Source organism: Pseudohalioglobus lutimaris (genome assembly GCF_002866825.1).
Taxonomy (GTDB): domain Bacteria; phylum Pseudomonadota; class Gammaproteobacteria; order Pseudomonadales; family Halieaceae; genus Halioglobus; species Halioglobus lutimaris.
This window is the reverse complement of sequence record NZ_PKUS01000008.1, coordinates 159,689-176,636: the sequence shown is the minus strand read 5'-3', so window position 1 is coordinate 176,636 and position 16,948 is coordinate 159,689. Positions and strand designations below refer to the sequence as shown.

General features: G+C 58.6%; 15 protein-coding genes. 4 read left to right on the top strand and 11 right to left on the bottom strand.

Going from position 1 to position 16,948, the window contains the following annotated elements; genetic code table 11:
* Positions 1-21 precede the first annotated feature (21 nt).
* From C0039_RS09140 to C0039_RS09130, 3 genes are read left to right on the top strand one after another with little or no spacing between them, the layout of a single operon-like run.
* Entirely contained in the window at positions 22-951 is a 930-nt protein-coding gene (locus tag C0039_RS09140; RefSeq protein WP_075999990.1) for an ABC transporter ATP-binding protein, read from the top strand.
* Positions 941-3,757 (top strand): Gldg family protein, encoded by a 2,817-nt coding sequence (locus tag C0039_RS09135; RefSeq protein ID WP_101517894.1) that lies wholly within the window; start codon positions 941-943, stop codon positions 3,755-3,757. Before C0039_RS09140 ends, C0039_RS09135 begins: the two co-directional genes overlap by 11 nt.
* Positions 3,754-4,647: a DUF4340 domain-containing protein gene (locus C0039_RS09130; RefSeq protein ID WP_101517893.1), complete on the top strand. Its 894-nt coding sequence runs from the start codon at positions 3,754-3,756 to the stop codon at positions 4,645-4,647. Before C0039_RS09135 ends, C0039_RS09130 begins: the two co-directional genes overlap by 4 nt.
* Positions 4,648-4,687: 40 nt before the next feature.
* On the opposite strand, the gene C0039_RS09125 is transcribed toward C0039_RS09130, so the two are convergent.
* Positions 4,688-5,680 (bottom strand): LysR family transcriptional regulator, encoded by a 993-nt coding sequence (locus C0039_RS09125; protein WP_075999988.1) that lies wholly within the window; start codon positions 5,678-5,680, stop codon positions 4,688-4,690.
* A 222-nt stretch (positions 5,681-5,902) separates the two neighbouring features.
* On the opposite strand from C0039_RS09125, the gene C0039_RS09120 reads away from it, so the two are divergent.
* On the top strand, positions 5,903-6,484 hold the full coding sequence (locus tag C0039_RS09120) for a DUF4136 domain-containing protein (RefSeq protein ID WP_075999987.1): 582 nt from the start codon (positions 5,903-5,905) through the stop codon (positions 6,482-6,484).
* Here C0039_RS09120 and C0039_RS09115 read toward each other — a convergent pair.
* The 10 genes from C0039_RS09115 to C0039_RS09070 all read right to left on the bottom strand — a co-directional run bounded on the left by C0039_RS09115 (position 6,481) and on the right by C0039_RS09070 (position 16,901).
* Positions 6,481-7,467 carry a 2-hydroxyacid dehydrogenase gene (locus tag C0039_RS09115; protein WP_075999986.1) on the bottom strand — a complete coding sequence of 329 codons (987 nt, stop codon included), beginning with the start codon at positions 7,465-7,467 and terminating at the stop codon, positions 6,481-6,483. The two genes, C0039_RS09120 and C0039_RS09115, sit on opposite strands and share 4 nt — an antisense overlap.
* Positions 7,468-7,899 carry an HIT domain-containing protein gene (locus tag C0039_RS09110; RefSeq protein WP_075999985.1) on the bottom strand — a complete coding sequence of 144 codons (432 nt, stop codon included), beginning with the start codon at positions 7,897-7,899 and terminating at the stop codon, positions 7,468-7,470.
* A gap of 62 nt (positions 7,900-7,961) precedes the next feature.
* A complete protein-coding gene (locus C0039_RS09105; protein WP_101517892.1) occupies positions 7,962-8,726 on the bottom strand; it encodes an SDR family oxidoreductase in 765 nt (254 codons plus the stop codon).
* Positions 8,727-8,751: 25 nt separating this feature from the next.
* A complete protein-coding gene (locus C0039_RS09100) occupies positions 8,752-9,915 on the bottom strand; it encodes an MFS transporter (protein ID WP_101517891.1) in 1,164 nt (387 codons plus the stop codon).
* Between the two features lie 32 nt (positions 9,916-9,947).
* The gene (locus C0039_RS09095; protein ID WP_075999982.1) at positions 9,948-10,508 is read right to left on the bottom strand and encodes a UbiX family flavin prenyltransferase; all 561 of its coding nucleotides are present in this window, start codon (positions 10,506-10,508) and stop codon (positions 9,948-9,950) included.
* A gap of 42 nt (positions 10,509-10,550) precedes the next feature.
* Positions 10,551-12,341: a DEAD/DEAH box helicase gene (locus tag C0039_RS09090; RefSeq protein ID WP_101517890.1), complete on the bottom strand. Its 1,791-nt coding sequence runs from the start codon at positions 12,339-12,341 to the stop codon at positions 10,551-10,553.
* Positions 12,342-12,451: 110 nt separating this feature from the next.
* On the bottom strand, positions 12,452-14,524 hold the full coding sequence (locus tag C0039_RS09085) for a TonB-dependent receptor (protein ID WP_075999980.1): 2,073 nt from the start codon (positions 14,522-14,524) through the stop codon (positions 12,452-12,454).
* A 35-nt stretch (positions 14,525-14,559) separates the two neighbouring features.
* On the bottom strand, positions 14,560-14,877 hold the full coding sequence (locus C0039_RS09080) for a hypothetical protein (RefSeq protein ID WP_075999979.1): 318 nt from the start codon (positions 14,875-14,877) through the stop codon (positions 14,560-14,562).
* Between the two features lie 48 nt (positions 14,878-14,925).
* A complete protein-coding gene (gene gltS / locus C0039_RS09075) occupies positions 14,926-16,119 on the bottom strand; it encodes a sodium/glutamate symporter (protein ID WP_075999978.1) in 1,194 nt (397 codons plus the stop codon).
* Positions 16,120-16,136: 17 nt separating this feature from the next.
* The gene (locus tag C0039_RS09070) at positions 16,137-16,901 is read right to left on the bottom strand and encodes a YbaY family lipoprotein (protein WP_165787079.1); all 765 of its coding nucleotides are present in this window, start codon (positions 16,899-16,901) and stop codon (positions 16,137-16,139) included.
* Positions 16,902-16,948: the final 47 nt, after the last annotated feature.

Below are 16,948 nucleotides of genomic sequence, written 5' to 3'. Positions count from 1 at the left end.
CCCGGTTAACGGCAGGGCAACATGATCACAGCAAACCACCTGAGCAGGCAGTTCGGGCGCAACACCGCAGTGTCCAACGTCTCTTTCTCCATTGGGGACAACCAGGTAGTGGGATTGCTGGGGCCAAACGGCGCCGGTAAAACCACCATCATGCGCATGCTCAGTGGTTACCTGGAACCGACTACGGGGCAGGTGACCGTCAATGGTGAAAACCTCGGGCAGAACGCCTATTGCATTCAACGCCAGCTGGGTTACCTGCCGGAAAACCTGCCCGTTTACCCGGACATGATGGTCGCAGATTACCTTGACTACGTGGCAACCATTAAAGGTATTTCCCGGGAAGATCGCAGTCGCGCAGTGCGCGAGGCACTGATTGCTACCGAAATGGTAGACCGTGGCGTCGACAAAATCGCCACACTTTCCCGCGGACAGAAGCAACGTGTGGGCGTTGCCCAGGCGGTGCTGGGACGACCTCATTTCCTTATCCTCGACGAACCCACCAACGGACTTGATCCGCACCAGACCGCGCAGATGCGCAAGCTTCTGGAGCAGCTTTCGCGTCGCGCCACGATTCTCCTTTCCACCCACATCATGCAGGAAGTTGAAGCCGTTTGTGACCGGGTACTGATACTGCGCAACGGGCAGCTGGCGCTGGACCGCGATCTGGCAGACCTGCACTGCAGTGACAGCCTGGTCCTGCGCACGGACAAGGCAGCGGAGTTGCAAAAACTGCTACAGGGCCTACCCCAGATCGTCAATGTGACAGCCAACCTCACTGACTCTGATTGCCATGAGTTCGTGCTGCAGCTGAGAGAGGGGTGTGACCGGAATACAGCCGCGGGAAATATCTCTCAGTGTGTGCTGCAGGCAGGCGCTCGACTCTATACGCTGGAGCCGCGAGTGAGACATCTCGAAGAAGTCTTTCAGGAAGTAATGAACAATGGCGACTAGCCGCATCGCGCAGAAAGAGCTGGGACTATTCTTCGCCTCCCCGGTCGCATGGCTCTTTCTGGGCGGCTTCGCATCGGTATGCCTGTTTGTCGTATTCTGGGCGGAGTCCTTTTTCGCCCGTAACATCGCCGATGTACGCCCCCTCTTCCAGTGGATGCCACTACTGCTGATATTTCTGTGCAGCGCCCTCACCATGCGCATGTGGAGCGAGGAGCGTCGCAGCGGCACACTAGAACACGTACTGGTGCAACCCTGCCCCCTCTGGCGCTTCGTCCTGGGGAAATTTATGGCTTGCCTGCTGCTGTTATTGCTGGCCCTGGTCACCACGCTGCCGCTGCCCATCACCGTAGCGCTTATTGCCGACCTTGACTGGGGGCCCGTATGGGCGGGCTACCTGGCCAGTCTTCTGCTGGGCGGGACGTATCTCTCCATTGGCCTGTTTGTCTCCTCACGCACCGATAACTCTATTGTCAGCCTGCTGGGGAGCGTCGCACTGTGTGGGCTGCTCTACATGGTCGGCAGCAGTCTCTTTACCGAGTTCTTTGACAGTCGCAGCGCAGATCAATTACGCCAGTTGGGCAGTGGCTCGCGTTTCGACAGCATTACCCGCGGCGTCATCGATTTCCGCGACCTGTTTTACTACCTTACGCTGGTCATCGCTTTCCTGGGCCTGAACGTCTATACACTGGAGAAGGAAGGCTGGGCACGCTTTGCCAGCACCCCCCGCCAACGCCACTGGCGCATTTTCATTTTCCTGCTGCTGAGCAACCTGGTGCTGGCCAACCTGTGGGTAGAGCGTATCAACAGCTTGCGCTGGGATGTGACCGAGGGTCGTATTTACTCGCTTTCCAATGCCAGTCGCCAACTGGTGGGGCAGCTACAGGAGCCTCTGCTGATACGGGGTTACTTCAGCGCTCGCAACCACCCTTTACTGGCCCCGCTGGAGCCACAGCTGAAAGATCTTGTTCTGGAGTACGCCGAGGCTGCCGGTGGCAACGTCCGGGTTGAATTCGTGGACCCGCTGGAGCAACCTGAGATAGAGCGGGAAGCCAAAGACCGCTATGGCATAGAACCCACCCCCTTCCAGGTTGCCGACCGCTATCAGTCGTCGCTGGTCAACGCTTATTTTACGGTGCTGGTACAGTATGGAAGCGAGCACCAGGTCTTGCCTTTTAACGACATGATCGAAGTGCGCAATGCTGCCAATGGACAGGTAGAAGTGCAGCTGCGCAATCCGGAGTTCGACATAACCCGTGCAATTCGCGATGTGCTGTATAACTACCGGGCCGGGGGCGACCTGTTCGCCGGTATCGAGCAGCCCGTTGAGTTGATCGCCTATACTTCTGACGATGCCCTGTTGCCGGATGCGTTGCTGGCTTACCGCGATTCCATTGAGGCACAACTGCAGCTGGCTGTTGACGCCTCCGACGGCAAGTTCAGTTTCCGCTTCTTACGCCCCGAAGCGGGAGATGGCGCGCTGGCGCGCATGATTGAGGACGAGTGGGGCTTCTCGCCCATGACCTATGCCCTGGATGCGGAACAGGAATTCTATTTCTACCTCACCCTGGCGGACGCCAACCAGGTAGTACAGCTCCCCACAACCAACTTTGACCCGGGGCAGTTTCGCAAGGCGCTCGATTCCGGCCTGAGACGTTTCGCCAGCAACTTTACCCGCAGCGTTGCGCTCTCCGCACCCCAGGTGAACCCGCAGCTGGAGCAGTACAACATGGGCGGAGCGGGCTTCGCCACCCTGGAGAAAGCCATTACCCGCGACTACAGTGTTCTGCGTGAGAATCTCGAGGACGGCGAAATCAGTCCAGAGGCAGATATCCTGGCTGTGGTAGCACCTGGCCGACTGAGCACTACCGCCATCTACGCTATCGACCAGTTCCTGATGCGTGGCGGCACGGTTATCCTCGCCACCTCTCCTTACACGGTGGAACCCGATCAGGGGGGCCTGGCCCTGCGCGACCGTGACACCGGCGAGTTACCGGCGTGGCTGGAGCACCACGGTATCCGCATCGGCAAGGGCCTGATCATGGACAAGCGCCACGGTCGTTTTCCGGCGCCGGTGAAGCGAGATAGCGGTGCCTACCAGTTCCGAGACGTACGCATTGTTGACTATCCCTACTTCCTGGATATTCGGGCCCAGGGGCTGGCCCGCCACCCACTGGTGGGCAACCTCCCCCAACTGACAATGGCCTGGGCATCGCCGCTGGAGGTTGAGCGAAATGATGGCCGACGTGTAAGCCAGTTGCTCTGGAGCAGCCCAAACGCCTGGCTCAGCGAAGACAGGGCAGTTACGCCCCAGGATGGCCAGGCCTGGGAAGAACCGGCAACTACCCAGCGCTACCTCCTTGCAGCATCGATAAATGGCCGTTTCCGCTCGTTCTTCCAGTCTCCCCCGATGGCCTTGCAAAACACCGATGGGGCAAACCGTTCCGGGGTCAACACACTGGTCAAACGCTCACCGGAAGCCGCGCGCATTATCGTGTTTTCTTCCAATGACTTTCTGAGCGATCGCGTGCTTGGCGCCCAGGTGCGAGCCAGTGGCACGCAGTACCTGGGTCCCATCGAACTGTTCAATAACACCCTGGACTGGGCACTGCAGGACGAGCAACTTCTGGAGATTCGCTCCCGTGGTCACTTCAACCGCACCCTGCCGCCCATGGCACAAAACGTTCGCGTTGCACTGGAACTTGTCAACTACGCTGCGGCCTTTGCCTGGCTGCTAGCGCTGGGTTTCGCGAACTGGCTGCTGTCAAGAAGGCGGCGGGCCCGCTACATGCGGGAGTTAGGCCTGTGAACAGGTCCGGTCTGCTGCTGTTCATCCTCCTGCTGCTGCAGCTGGGCATTGTCGCCATGCTGTACCAGGAGGAAATAACCGAAAGCGATCACCTCGCCAGCAATAACTTGCTTGACCCGGGCGCTTACATCGTTGACAAACTATCCCTCACCGATGAAAGCGGGGCCACCCTGGAACTCAACAGAGCGGGCGAGCGCTGGTTGCTGCCCGGTCTGGAAAATTTGCCGGCGGACACCACCAGGGTCGAAGCGTTGCTGCAGCAACTGACGGCAGCGGATCCGGGTTGGTCGGTCGCGCACAGCCTTGCCGCCCGTCAACGCTTCCTGGTTGCTCACTATCACTATCGACGCAAACTGACCCTGTCAGCACTGGACCGGGAACTGGGCACGGTGTATCTGGGCACTTCCCCGGGCTTTCGCAAAGTGCATGCGCGCAATGATGCGGCAGATAACATCTATGCCGTGGCACTCAACCTCTTCGATTTACCGGTGGATCCCGGCAAATGGCTGGACCCGAGCCTCCTGCAAATACGCGCGCCAATGGCAATCAACGCCGACGGCTACACGCTGCAGCGAACCTCGGGAAGCTGGCAGCTGGGTAGCGGGGCGACACCGGACCCCAGGGAACTCCAGGCCCTGCTGGACGCCCTGCGCCATATCCAGATTCAAGGTGTCGCACCGCGCGCAACGCAGACCGCCCTAATGGGTACAGAGGCTCAATTGATCCTGCAGGTGCAGGCACTGGCAGGCACGGTCGAGCTGCAATTGTTCAAGCATGGCGACCAGCATTTCATCGGCAGTTCCGAGTATCCCTACCTGTTCCTTATCAGTGCCTATGACTTCGACAAACTGACCGGTATCGACAGCCTGCTGATAGCGGGTGAACAATAACGCCTCACCGCGACGGAACGGCTGGCCAGGGTATGTCCCCTTACTGAATAGCCTTGAGCTGTCGCAGGGGTTCTGCCGGTTCCCCTGGGCCACTGAGATGCTTCATCAACAGCGTACGCATCCACTGGTGCGGTGCGCTGCGTGAAGTGCGCGTATGGCGCAGCAATGACATCTTGCCGCGATTGGAGCTGTGTGTATTGCGGATCATGCGCTGCAGTTCCGCCGGCAGTTCGCGACCAAGAATCAGGTTACTGTACAGACCACTGGCCTCGAAGCCAGCGTTGGCAACCAACAGGCAGTCGGTGCGTGCCAATACGCCCACGGCTGAAGCGAACTGGGTAGTCTCCAGAGCGATATTACGATGCACGCCATACTGGCCCAGGACATCATCCACCATTGATGTATTTTCCCGCGAAAGGCCCGGCAGATAGAGCCGCAGGTGACTGTAAGCAAGAAATGCCTGCAGCTCCAGTTCGGCCTTGTCCTGCAAAGGATGGTCGCGCCGCATATAACAACGCGGCGCCAGTGTCGCGATCGGCTCTGCATGAATGTCACGATCCGTGTCCAGGGCCAGGAAGGCAACAAAGTCCACCTCCCCCTTTTTCAACTTTTCCTGATAGTCAGGGGTAATTTCGGAGGTGATCACCTGCACACCGGGGGCAGTCTCGTGCAACTCTGCGACCAGGCCGGGGAGCAGCGCTTCACAGAGTATGGGCGGCAATAGTAGCTTGAAGCTGGTGCAGTAGGTCGCCGGATCAAATTCCGCGTCGCCCAGCACGCGCTCCACAGATTCCAACAGGGCGGGGAGCTCAAGACCCAGTTCCTCTGCCCTGGGCGTCGGCACAAGGCCATGGGCGGTGCGGGTAAACAGCTCGTCTTCAAACGAGTCGCGCAGCTTCTGCAGCGTCTTGCTCAGCGCAGGTTGGCTCACCGACAGGCGCTCAGCAGCGCGGGTGACATTGCGCTCTTCCAGCAGGATTTGCAGTGCAACCAACAGGTTCAGATCGGTGCGGATCAGCTTTCGTGAAATCATTAATGCCACTCAACAGAAATAACTTCTGGTTATCTGCTCCATGCTAGCAGAACTCAACGAAGAGTTTACAGGAGAAATTTACCACACTAACCATACGGTTACCCGGCCGCGCCCGCTAACCAGGCCATTTACATAAATGGAGGCCTGATTAAAAAATTCACTTACTCCAACGCAGACTGCTAACATGGTCATACACCGTTCAATTCATAAGAGAGTCGCTGCATGCGTAGCTTCACCGTCCTTGCAACCCTGATGCTGATCTTTGGCCTGACGGCATGCAGTACAATCGAAACCCGCCCTGAAGACACCGCCAGGTTTGTCGCCGGGCAGTACAAGTACTTTACGTGGCGCAGCCAGCCGCTCAACAATCCGGGAGGCTCCTCGGATCCGCTTTATACAATGGATCCCATGATCCGCGAGCAGGTGAATGCCCAGTTGGTAAAGAAAGGCTATATTCTGGATCCGGCACGCGCCCAGTTCAGCGTGGACTACCTGCAGGCCACCGCCCTGCGCGAGGGCGTCAGCAGTCAGGATGCCAGCGGAGGGATTGATCCTATTCCCTCTGCCAGGCCCAATCGACAGATTAACCAGGCCATGGTTGATAACGCCAACGCCCTGGCAGGCGTACAAACCACCAACAATATTGCGATTCAGTTCAACGACATGGAAAGCCAGGAAGAAGTCTGGCGCGTGGTGGTCACCAAGATTGTCGATGACGTCAACCGCGTTGATGCGAACACCATGCGCAACAATCTGCAAAAGGGCATCAGCAAGGGAATGAGCTCGCTCCCGGACGCCAGCTAGCCGCGATAAACCTCCGGGTTCACGCAGTGAGGCATGGGTTCTCCGCTGAGCGCGGCTATGGCGTTGATCGCAGCTATATCGGCCATTTTTGCCCGCGTCAACGTGGTGGCACTGCCTATGTGCGGGGCGACGACCACATTGGGCAGAGCCAGTAACGGATTGTCCAGGGGTACCGGTTCAGTCTCGAACACGTCAATCGCTGCCGCGGATAACTGGCCGCTGGAGAGTGCCGCCGCCAGTGCCGCTTCATCGACAATGCCGCCGCGGGCAGTGTTGACCAACACAGCGCCGGGCTTCATCAGCCCGATCCGGCGAGCGTCGAGCAGTCCTCGGGTATCATCATTGAGCGCCACATGTACACTGACGAAGTCGCTGCGCTGCAGCAGTTCGTCAAGCGACACGCTGGTGATTCCAGTTACCTGGCGAGGCGAGCGGTTCCAGGCCAGTACTTCCATCCCAAAACCGGCGGCGCGTCGGGCCATCGCCTGACCGATCTCACCAAGGCCGACAATGCCCAGGGTGGCCCCGCTGACATCTTTGCCCGTAAAGAAGTCCGGAGCCCAGGCGTTCTCCTGCGTCCAGTTACCCACGCGAATAAAGTGATCAGCCTCCACCACCCGCCTGGCTGCGGCCAACATCAGGGCGAAAGCCGTGTCCGCCGTGGTGTCGACCAGCACACCAGGGGTGTGCCCTACTGGTATACCGCGTGCGGTCAGGGCTTTCACATCAATGTGATCGACTCCCACCGACATACTGGATACAAACTCCAGCGCCGGATTGGCGGCGATCAACTCAGCATCTATCCGGTCGGTGAGCAGGCAGACCAGCCCGCTGCAGCCGGCGAGTTCCTCGCGCAGGGACTCGGGGCTGAGCAGGCCGGGATCCATCCACACGTTCATCTCACAATGGGCCGACAGATCGTGAATGCGATCTCCTGGCAATTGATGGGTTACGAGTACTTTTTTGTTTTTGTCTGAATGCATTCAATCTTCCGTTTGTGCAGGTTCCAGTTTCAGCATACGCACCAGCACGGATTGCCATTCCTGCAACTGTTCCGGCGCATAATGTGCTCCGTCTTCCAGATTGCCCCAGACCGGCTGCGGCCAGCAGGGGTCGAGCCTGGAGCGACCTATGACGTGCAAGTGCATTTGCGGAACCAGGTTGCCCAGGCCGGCAAAGTTAACCTTTTCAAAACCCAGCACGTTTTTGATAAACGCGGAGACTGCGGTGCAGTCAGCCAACACTGCCCCACCGTGCTCGGCGGGAAGGTCCAGGTAATCCTCCATGCGTGTGTCAGGCACCAGGATAAACCAGGGCAGGCTGGCATTGCGGTGCAATAGCAACGCAGTTGCCGGCAGCGTTCCGAGATAGTGACAGTCCCGCAACAACTGCGGATGAATTTCCGGCACACTCATAGCATCAGTCCTTTCTTGCTACTGCTATTACTCTAGCCACCGCCTACAAGCTTTGGCAAACACTAAATGGTCATTCCACCATCTACCACTATGCACTCACCGTTGGTATAGCTGGACGCATCCGACACCAGGTAAAGCACCGTACCGGCCATCTCGTCAGGCTCCGCGTGACGGCCCATGGGAATGCCCTTCATCGCCTCCTGGTAGATTTCATCGTGAGTGAACAGTGCGCCAGCAAATTTGGTCCTGGTCAAACCGGGCAGCAGTGCATTGCAGCGGATTCCCGACGGCGCGCACTCCCTGGCAAAAGCTTTGGTCATATTGACCACCGCCGCTTTGGTTATCGAATAAATGCCCTGCATAGGCCCGGGCTGCAGCGCGTTAACCGAGGCGGTATTGACGATGGCGCCACCGCCATTTCCGCGCATCAGTTTGCCCGCCTCGATGGACATAAAGAAATAGCCGCGAACGTTCACTTCCACTGTCTTGTTGAAGGCACCGAGGTCGGTGTCAAGGATGTGGCCGAAATAGGGATTGGCCGCCGCGTTGTTCACACAGATATCAAGCCGCCCGTGTCGCTGGCGGATGTGGTCGAAAATCGCAGTGATGTCCTCCATGTTGCCCACATGGCAGGCAACAGCTTCCGCGCTGCCGCCTGCGGCGTTGATCGAATCGGCCACTGTCTGGCAGTCGGCCAACTTACGGCTTGAAACGATCACATGCGCGCCCTGCTCCGCAAGCAGCCTGGCCACGGATTCACCAATACCCCGGCTCGCGCCGCTTACCAGCGCGATCTTGCCTGTCAGATCAAACAGATCAGTACCCATCATTTTCTCCTTTGTTGTCATCCATTCACGCTGAATTGCTGCCGGACTCGCGTATCACCCACGCCAGGTACCATAGCAACACCAGCGACCAGACCCCCCAGGTGGCCGAGTAACCGATTACACCCAGTGCCAGCCCGCTGAACAAAGGACCGAAAACTCTTCCCCACGAGGAGGCAGCGGCAGTCGTACCCAGGACTCGCCCTCGATACACGGCAGGTGTGCGCTGGGTGATAATCGTGTTCAGCAAAGGCATGCATAAGGTGGCACCCGACATCGACAGGAACATCGAAGCAACCATCGTCGGCATGGAGTCAGCAGCAGCGGCCAGCAGGAAACCACCCAGGAACATAACGATAGCAATGCGCAACAAACCCCACTCACCCAGCGCGCGCACCAGCGCACCCATGGCACCACCCTGTAAAAGCACCATAATGGCACCCTGTATACCAAACACCAGCCCCACGTCCCGGGCCGTCCAGCCCAGCAGGTCGGCCACCCACAGGGGGAATACATAGGTGGCGGAGCTGACACAGGCAGTATGCACGGTGTACTGAAAGACAAACAGGCGGGTGCCACTGCTTTTGAGCATGGAATACGTGGAAGGCTGGTCTCCGCTACGCTGCAGCCGTCGGTTCGCTCGCCGCTTGTCAGCGGCCAATGACTCCGGCAGCAAGACGGCGGCGGCTATGATTGCCAGCACCGACATCACTCCGGCAAAAATACAGGGCAGGGCAAAACTGCCGCTGTCCCCGGCCAGCAGCCCGCCCAATAGCGGCCCCAGTATCATCCCCAGACCAAACGCTGCGCCAATAAGCCCCATCCCGCGGGCGCGATTCTCCGGACCGGTTATATCCGCCATCATCGCCGATGCCACGCCAAAGTTACCGGCCATCAAACCGGCAAAGCCACGCGCGACGAAGATCATCCACAACTCGTCCGCCAGACCCAGCGCCACATAGGCCAATGCGCCCCCGGCAAGGCAAATCATTATCACCGGCTTACGCCCGGTGCGGTCGGAAAGGCGGCCCCAGAATGGCCCGGATATGCCGGCGCAGGCAGCATAGGTAACAATAATCAGGGCAATATCGAGTTTATCGGCACCGAGCTGCGGTGAAAGGAAGGGGAGAATGGGAATGACGATACCAAAGCCAATCAGGTCCAGCAGGACAACTCCGAAAAGTACTGGCATCAGCTAAGGCCCGGCAACACAGTACGCTGACCCTATCCCTGCCAGCGCTTGACCTGCTCTACAGGCAGGTCGAAGAGATCCAGAACGCGTCCCACTCCCTGGGTAACAACCTCCTCCAGAGACGAAGGGCTGGTATAAAAAGCGGGCACAGGGGGGGCAATCACGGCGCCCATTTCAGACAGCTGGGTCATAGTGCGCAAATGCCCGGTGTGCAAGGGCGTCTCGCGTACCATCAGTACCAACCTACGGCGCTCCTTGAGCACCACATCTGCGGCTCTTGTCAGCAGGGAGGAGGTCACCCCTGTGGCGATTTCCGACATACTGCGGATAGAACAGGGGGCGATCAGCATGCCAGCGGTTACAAATGAGCCACTGGCAATAGACGCACCTACGTTTTTGATCGCGTGCACCTCACTGGCCAGCGACTTTAGTTCAGCGACGGAAAGCGACATTTCGTGATGCAGGGTAAGTTCAGCAGACTTGCTCAGTACGAGGTGTGTTTCCACACCGCACTCACGCAACAGCTCCAGCGCTCGCACACCATAGACAATGCCGGAGGCGCCGCTTATACCGACAATTATGCGCTTGTTCATAGCTCAGTGCTCTGCCCATTGAGCAGCCACTCTAGCAAAATTTCAGCGCGGGTGCTTTTTGGGTCCGCCTGTTTTCTTGCCCTTTGCGGCCGCTTTCTTGTGCTTGTGCTGCTTCGCTGGGCCGTCCTGCACACGACGGGCCTTAAGCCGCTGGCCGCTGACCCAAACCGTCTGTAAGTGCTTGAGAATCTCTTTGGGCATACCCTCCGGCAGATCCACCGTGCTGTGGTCATCGAATATATCGATGCGACCTATGTACTCGGCATCCAGTTCGGCCTCGTTAGCGATTGCACCGACGATGTTAGCCGGTTTCACGCCATGCTCGCTCCCCACTTCAATGCGATAGCGTTCCATGCCTTTTGTCGGCTGGCTATCGGGGCTGGCGCGCCGCTTGTCCCGTTCTTGCCCGCTGTCACGCCGGGGCTTCTTTTTCTCGCCCTCGACCCGCTGCTCTTTGTTCTTGCCGTGGGCCCGGGCCTGACTCTTATTCTGGTCCTGATCCGGACGACGGGTTTCAGCCACCAGAGGCCTGGTGCCCTGCACCAGCGCACCAAGGGCAGCCGCTATGTCAATTACCGGCACCCCATACTCGGCCTGATACTCTTCCACCACCTTACGGAACATGTCCAGTTCTGCGGTGTCCAGCGTTTCGGTTATCCGCTGCTTGAAGCGGGACATGCGCTTGTCAGTCAGCTCCTCCGCGCTGGGCAGCTGCATTTTTTCTATGGTTTCGCCGGTCGCCCTCTCGATCGCCCGCAGCAGTCGTCGCTCGCGATTGGCGGCAAAGAGAATAGCGTCACCTTCACGACCGGCACGGCCGGTGCGCCCTATACGGTGGACGTAGGCTTCGACATCGTAGGGGATATCATAATTAATGACGTGGCTGATTCTCTCCACATCCAGACCACGTGCCGCCACATCAGTGGCGACAAGAATGTCGATCTGGCCAGCTTTGAGTCTGTCGATGGTTAACTCTCGCTGCTTCTGCGGAATGTCGCCGTTCAGTGCCGCCGCGGCATAACCACGCGCCGCCAGCTTCTCTGCCAGCTCAGTCGTAGCCAGCCGGGTACGCACGAACATAATCACCGCGTCGAAGTCTTCTACTTCCAGAATGCGGGTCAGGGCATCCAGCTTGTGTACGCCGGCCATCATCCATACGCGCTGGCGAATAGACTTGTTGATCACCGTCTGCACCTCGATGGCCACTTCCACCGGGTTCTTCAGGTGCTGCGTGGCAATACGGTGTATCACCTTGGGCATGGTGGCCGAGAACAGCGCGAACTGGCGCTGCTCAGGGGTCTGCTCAAGAATCCATTCCACGTCATCGATAAAGCCCATGCGCAACATTTCATCGGCTTCATCCAGCACCAGGGTGCGCAGGGCGGACAGGTCCAGCGAACCCCTGCGCATATGGTCCATCACCCGCCCGGGCGTGCCCACTATCACCTGCACACCGCGTTGCAGCTGCCGCAGCTGACCGCGGTAGTCGGCACCACCGTAAATGGGCAGCACATGGAAATCTTTGAGGTGGCGTGCGTACTTCTGGAAGGCCTCAGCGACCTGGATAGCCAGTTCCCGTGTGGGCGTCAGCACCAGGACCTGAGGTAACTTTCCCTTGGTCTGCAGGCGGGCAAGCACGGGCAATGCAAATGCTGCGGTTTTCCCGGTCCCGGTCTGCGCCTGCCCCAGTACATCCCTGCCGTCCAGCAGGGCTGGGATGGTAGCAGCCTGGATCGCCGAGGGGGTTTCATAGCCTACATCGGTAAGGGCTTGCTGCAGGGGAGCGGGGAGTGCCAGCTGCTCGAAGCTGGTTATCGCCGTTTGCGAAGACATGTCATTTCCTTGGGCGGCAGAATCAGCCGCCCCCAGAGAGGGGGGCGGGGATTATACAGGGATGATACGCACTGTCGCTTGTCAAAAGTTCGCACTTCTGCTGACTGCGGTTAAAAGCTGTAGCGAAGACCAGCCTCAATGGAGCGCCCCCCTTCGGGCGCTACATCGCGCAGAAAGGAGGTGCTCAGGCGGATTTCCTCGTCACTGATGTTGTTGAGATTCACAAACGCGACCAGTTCCCCAGCGGCAATCGGCAGCCGGTAATCCAGGCCCATGTCCCAGCGCGTATAGCCGTCTGTCTCTTCCGCATTCGCACCGGCACGATCCTGGTCAGCCGCATCGACGACCTGTCCCCAGAACTGCCAGCTATCATTGGTCCAGCTCAGGCGCGCCCCCACGCGCCGGGGTGGTAGCCGCGGCACATTGTCACCATTGTCCAGTTCACCGCGAATGAGGTCGCCAAATAGACGCAGGCGTAAATCCCCATCTCCCGGGCCGGCCAGAGTGAACTCAGAGTCGATTTCAATACCATAGAACTCAGCGTCTTCCTGATCGTAGGCATACACCATTACCTCGTCGACTTCCTCACCCGTTGCCAGCAGGCCTATATAGTCTACAAAGTCATTGTAAAAGACGGTGAAGGACACATAGTGCTCGTCACCCAACCAATCAATACTGACATCCAGGTTGTTGGACGTCTCGGTCTCCAGGTCGACGCTGCCAATCTCAATCGCGTTGGTCGCAGCATGCACGACCAGCTCTGACTGATTGCTCGCCTCCACGTTGGAATAGAGCTCTTCGATGGTGGGAGCACGCTCGGCGGCGGACAAGGCGGCACCTATTTGCCAATCGGCGGCGAAGTTCCAAAGCGCGGACACGGACGCACTTACCGCATTGAAACTGGTGCTGCGCGCCACTGCTGAGTCGGGGTCACGCTTGTCGTGGTCATAGCGCGCGCCAAATTCGAAGGTCCAGTCGCCACGATGCCAGTCCTCGAGAAGGAACAGACCGGTCTCATCGCTATCAGTAACCGGTATAAAAGCCTCCTCACCCAGGGCACTGAACTCGGCCGACTTTATTTGCAGGCCGAATACACCGTGGAAGTTGGCCATGGTCTCGTGCACCAGTTCCAGTCGGCCTTCCCAGCTGTCGTTGGCATAGGTGGTGCCGACTTCGCCGGAGCCTTCGATTTCCTTGTGCTCATAGTCAGTGTAAGTAAGAAAACCGCGCACAACCTCGAGTCCGGCGACGGGCTCGTGCCAGTGCAGGGCCGCGTCGTAGCGCACCTGCTCTACATCCAGGGTTACGCCCTCTTCCTCACCCTCGTCCTGCTCTTCGCCCTTATTGTCATCCACGTACTCTTCTTCGCCGTGGTGCGCATGCGCACCCGCCGGTATACCATAGGTATTCTCCAGCCGGCTCACCGCGAGGCCGAAGAAACCGTCCTCAAAGTGATAACTGCCGCCCAGGGTGAGACTCCTGGTGCGGCCGCCTGTGTTCTCCAACACGCCCTTACGCCCGGCTTCCTCCTCACCATGCTCTTCACCCTCGTCGTGGTCTACACGCTCCGCGTAGCCGGGGATTTCCAGATCACTCCAGTCGCGATACAGGGCGTCCACATGTAACGCAAAGTTGCCGCTGCCACCTTCAAGACGCCCTACTACATTATCCATGTCTGAGGCACTGTCGTGGCGATATTCCAGACCACCAGAGGGTTCATCTGGCAGCGATGTCGGGATGCGATTGTCGAGGACATTGACGACGCCGCCGATGGCGCCCCCACCGTACAGCAGCGTCGACGGGCCACGCAGTACCTCGATGCTGTCTGCCAGTAACGGCTCCACCGAAACCGCGTGATCTGCCGACAAATTGGAAGCATCGGCACTGCTGGTGCCGTTCTGTAATACGGTGACCCGGGCACCCTGTTGCCCACGAATAACCGGCTGGCCAACGCCAGGGCCAAAGGAGGCATTGGCCAGACCGGGCGTGTTGCTGAGGGTGTCGCCAATAGAGCTTGCCGCTACCCGGCGCAGTTCATCACCAGATAGCACGGTTACCGGCAGCGCGGTCTCCGCTGTCTTTTTGTGCAGGGGCACGGACACCAGAACATGTTCAAGTTCCGACTGCGCAGCAGCCGAATTCGCAGCGGCCACAGCCACGGCAAGGGGGATAAAACGCTTCATCGTTCAACTCCTGATTAAATAGAAAAATAGTTCTATCAGGAGTAGTAAGGGGGAGCCCGGGGCAGGGACGGCGAGAAGTCAACGGCGGAAAGCGCGGGAGCAAGCAGTACAGCGGCACCGGCAACGATGCCAATGGGCTGGACCGCGGGCGCCTCCAGGGGCAGGGCTGTGCCGACTGAGTTCTTGCACACCAGACACTGAACCGAGGTGTCGTCGTGCTCAATCCAGTGCCCGTGGCCGGCCTCCTGCACCTGCAGAGCGCCCACGCACAATAGCGCGACCAGGGCCAGCGCTCGCGTCAGGGGCAGGGCCGTTTTTCTGTGCAGCAGAGATGTGGAAACTGACTCAGTCATAGCGAACGGAGTATACGCCAAAAAAAGTTACGCGGACTATCCAGACTTTCAACCAAACCATCTCAGTAAGGTGTTGATGATCAGCGCGTTGCTCAGGTCGATAAAGAAGGCGCCTACCAGGGGCACGATAACGAAAGCGCGGGGCGCGGGCCCCAGAGACTTCGTTACTGCAGTCATGTTAGCGATGGCGGTTGGGGTCGCGCCCAGCGCCAGCCCGGAGTATCCCGAACAGATGACCGCGGCATCATAGTCGGCGCCCAGCGCGCGAAACACCACGAAAATAGTAAAGAGCGTAATCAGCACGATCTGGGCTACCAGCAATATCACTATCGATCCCGCGAGGTCGGCCAGCGCCCAGAGTTGCAGGCTCATTAACGACATGGACAGGAACAGGCCGAGGCTCACATCAGACACCAGCGCCAGTGAGCGAGTACCGGTGGGCCACTGGTAGCGCGGCAGGAAACGCGGCAAGCTGTTGGTAAGGATGATGCCTGCGAACAGGCAGGTAACAAAATCAGGCAGCCTCAGGCCCCAGCTGACAAACAGCTCGTTGAGGTGGATACCCACGCCGATGGCGATGGCAATGACCAGCAAGACTTTGAGGATGCCGTCCACATTTATAATTTCGTGCTCTTTATAGCGGAAGCCCACGGTAAGGTCACCGCTCCCTCCCACGTCCAGTTTATTACGCCAGACCAGAAAGCGGGCGATAGGCCCGCCCAGAATACCGCCGAAGATCAACCCAAAGGTGGCACAAGCCAGACCCACTTCCATAGCGTACGGCATGCCGTAGTCGTTGGCGAAGGTGGGGGCCCACGCTATAGCGGTACCATGACCGCCACTGAGACTGACCGACCCGGTTAACAGACCCAGGCCGGGCGGCGCTCCCGCCAGGGAAGCAATACCGATACCCAGCATGTTCTGTAAAAACAGGTAAATTACCGCAAGAACCAGCAAAACAAGTAGCGACTTGCCTCCCTGCTTAAGTACGTCAATCCGTGAAGACAGCCCAATCGTGGTAAAGAACACAATCAGTAACATATCGCGATTGGCCATATCGAAGCTGATTTCAGCACCGGAAAAGACATAAACCAGAGTGAAGCCCAGTGAGGCCAGCAAGCCACCAGTGACCGGCTCAGGGATATTGTAGTCGCGCAGCAGTTGTAACCGGCCGTTGATGAATCGCCCCAGGTAAAGCACCAGGATGGCGATGATCAGCGTTTGCCGCGAGTCCAGTTCCACCGGTCAGGTCCGTCTGGTCATCGGCGCTGCTTGAAAGTAGACACCACCCGGTCGCCCTGCATTAGTTCAAGGCCCTCGCCCCGCATACGGTATGCATCAACGCTGTCCAGCATTTTGAGGTAGGCCCGCTCCAGCTCATCGCCTTCTGCGCAGAAACGCATCGTGCCAGCCAGGGGACCAAACTTGATTGGCGTCCCATGGGCAGAGCTGCCCTCGGAACTGAACTTGCCGCTGTAGCGATTGCACCCGGAGAATCCCGCTGCGGTGCTGTCTTCTGAGTTCATGGAGAGCTGGACGGGATTGCCATCTGCTCCGGTCGGGGCTGGCTCGCCCGCCAGCGTCACCAGTTCCCAGACAGCAGGGGCTGACACTTCATCATCTGAGCTCCGGGATCGAGCAGGCGTACTCGCGATTCCCGATTCTGGACTCGCCGCTTGTTCTACGGCCGCAGCCTTGTCGACCGGTTCGGCCACGCGCTGCACCATTATCTCAATCGAACCACCTGTAAAAGGGTCGATATATTCCGTGCTGGTGAACAGCAGGCGATCACCCATGGAGATGATTGCGCGCAAGGCATAGCGCATGCGTGGATCAATTGAATCGGGGTCATACTCAATCGCAAAGGGATAGGGGGGAGCTGACTGAAGCTGCTGCATCACGGTAGCAATAACCGTGGCCATGGCATCAGCCCGGGAAATATCCTGCAGCTGCACTTCCAGCTCCGCACCGGGTGGCAACATCATGCGTTCCCGATAAAATACTTCGCCTTCGATCCTGGACATCTGCCTCTCCTTCCCCCCCTCGGGTATCAGCGGTGAAGGGGCTTTGT

Coding starts and splice junctions, on each gene's coding strand:
- C0039_RS09125 (WP_075999988.1), bottom strand. CDS start 5,680: ATGATTTCACGAAAGCTGATCCGCACCGATCTGAACCTGTTGGTTGCA.
- C0039_RS09080 (WP_075999979.1), bottom strand. CDS start 14,877: ATGACTGAGTCAGTTTCCACATCTCTGCTGCACAGAAAAACGGCCCTG.
- C0039_RS09100 (WP_101517891.1), bottom strand. CDS start 9,915: ATGCCAGTACTTTTCGGAGTTGTCCTGCTGGACCTGATTGGCTTTGGT.
- C0039_RS09135 (WP_101517894.1), top strand. CDS start 941: ATGGCGACTAGCCGCATCGCGCAGAAAGAGCTGGGACTATTCTTCGCC.
- C0039_RS09090 (WP_101517890.1), bottom strand. CDS start 12,341: ATGTCTTCGCAAACGGCGATAACCAGCTTCGAGCAGCTGGCACTCCCC.
- C0039_RS09105 (WP_101517892.1), bottom strand. CDS start 8,726: ATGGGTACTGATCTGTTTGATCTGACAGGCAAGATCGCGCTGGTAAGC.
- C0039_RS09085 (WP_075999980.1), bottom strand. CDS start 14,524: ATGAAGCGTTTTATCCCCCTTGCCGTGGCTGTGGCCGCTGCGAATTCG.
- C0039_RS09115 (WP_075999986.1), bottom strand. CDS start 7,467: ATGCATTCAGACAAAAACAAAAAAGTACTCGTAACCCATCAATTGCCA.
- C0039_RS09070 (WP_165787079.1), bottom strand. CDS start 16,901: ATGTCCAGGATCGAAGGCGAAGTATTTTATCGGGAACGCATGATGTTG.
- C0039_RS09140 (WP_075999990.1), top strand. CDS start 22: ATGATCACAGCAAACCACCTGAGCAGGCAGTTCGGGCGCAACACCGCA.
- C0039_RS09095 (WP_075999982.1), bottom strand. CDS start 10,508: ATGAACAAGCGCATAATTGTCGGTATAAGCGGCGCCTCCGGCATTGTC.
- C0039_RS09110 (WP_075999985.1), bottom strand. CDS start 7,899: ATGAGTGTGCCGGAAATTCATCCGCAGTTGTTGCGGGACTGTCACTAT.
- C0039_RS09120 (WP_075999987.1), top strand. CDS start 5,903: ATGCGTAGCTTCACCGTCCTTGCAACCCTGATGCTGATCTTTGGCCTG.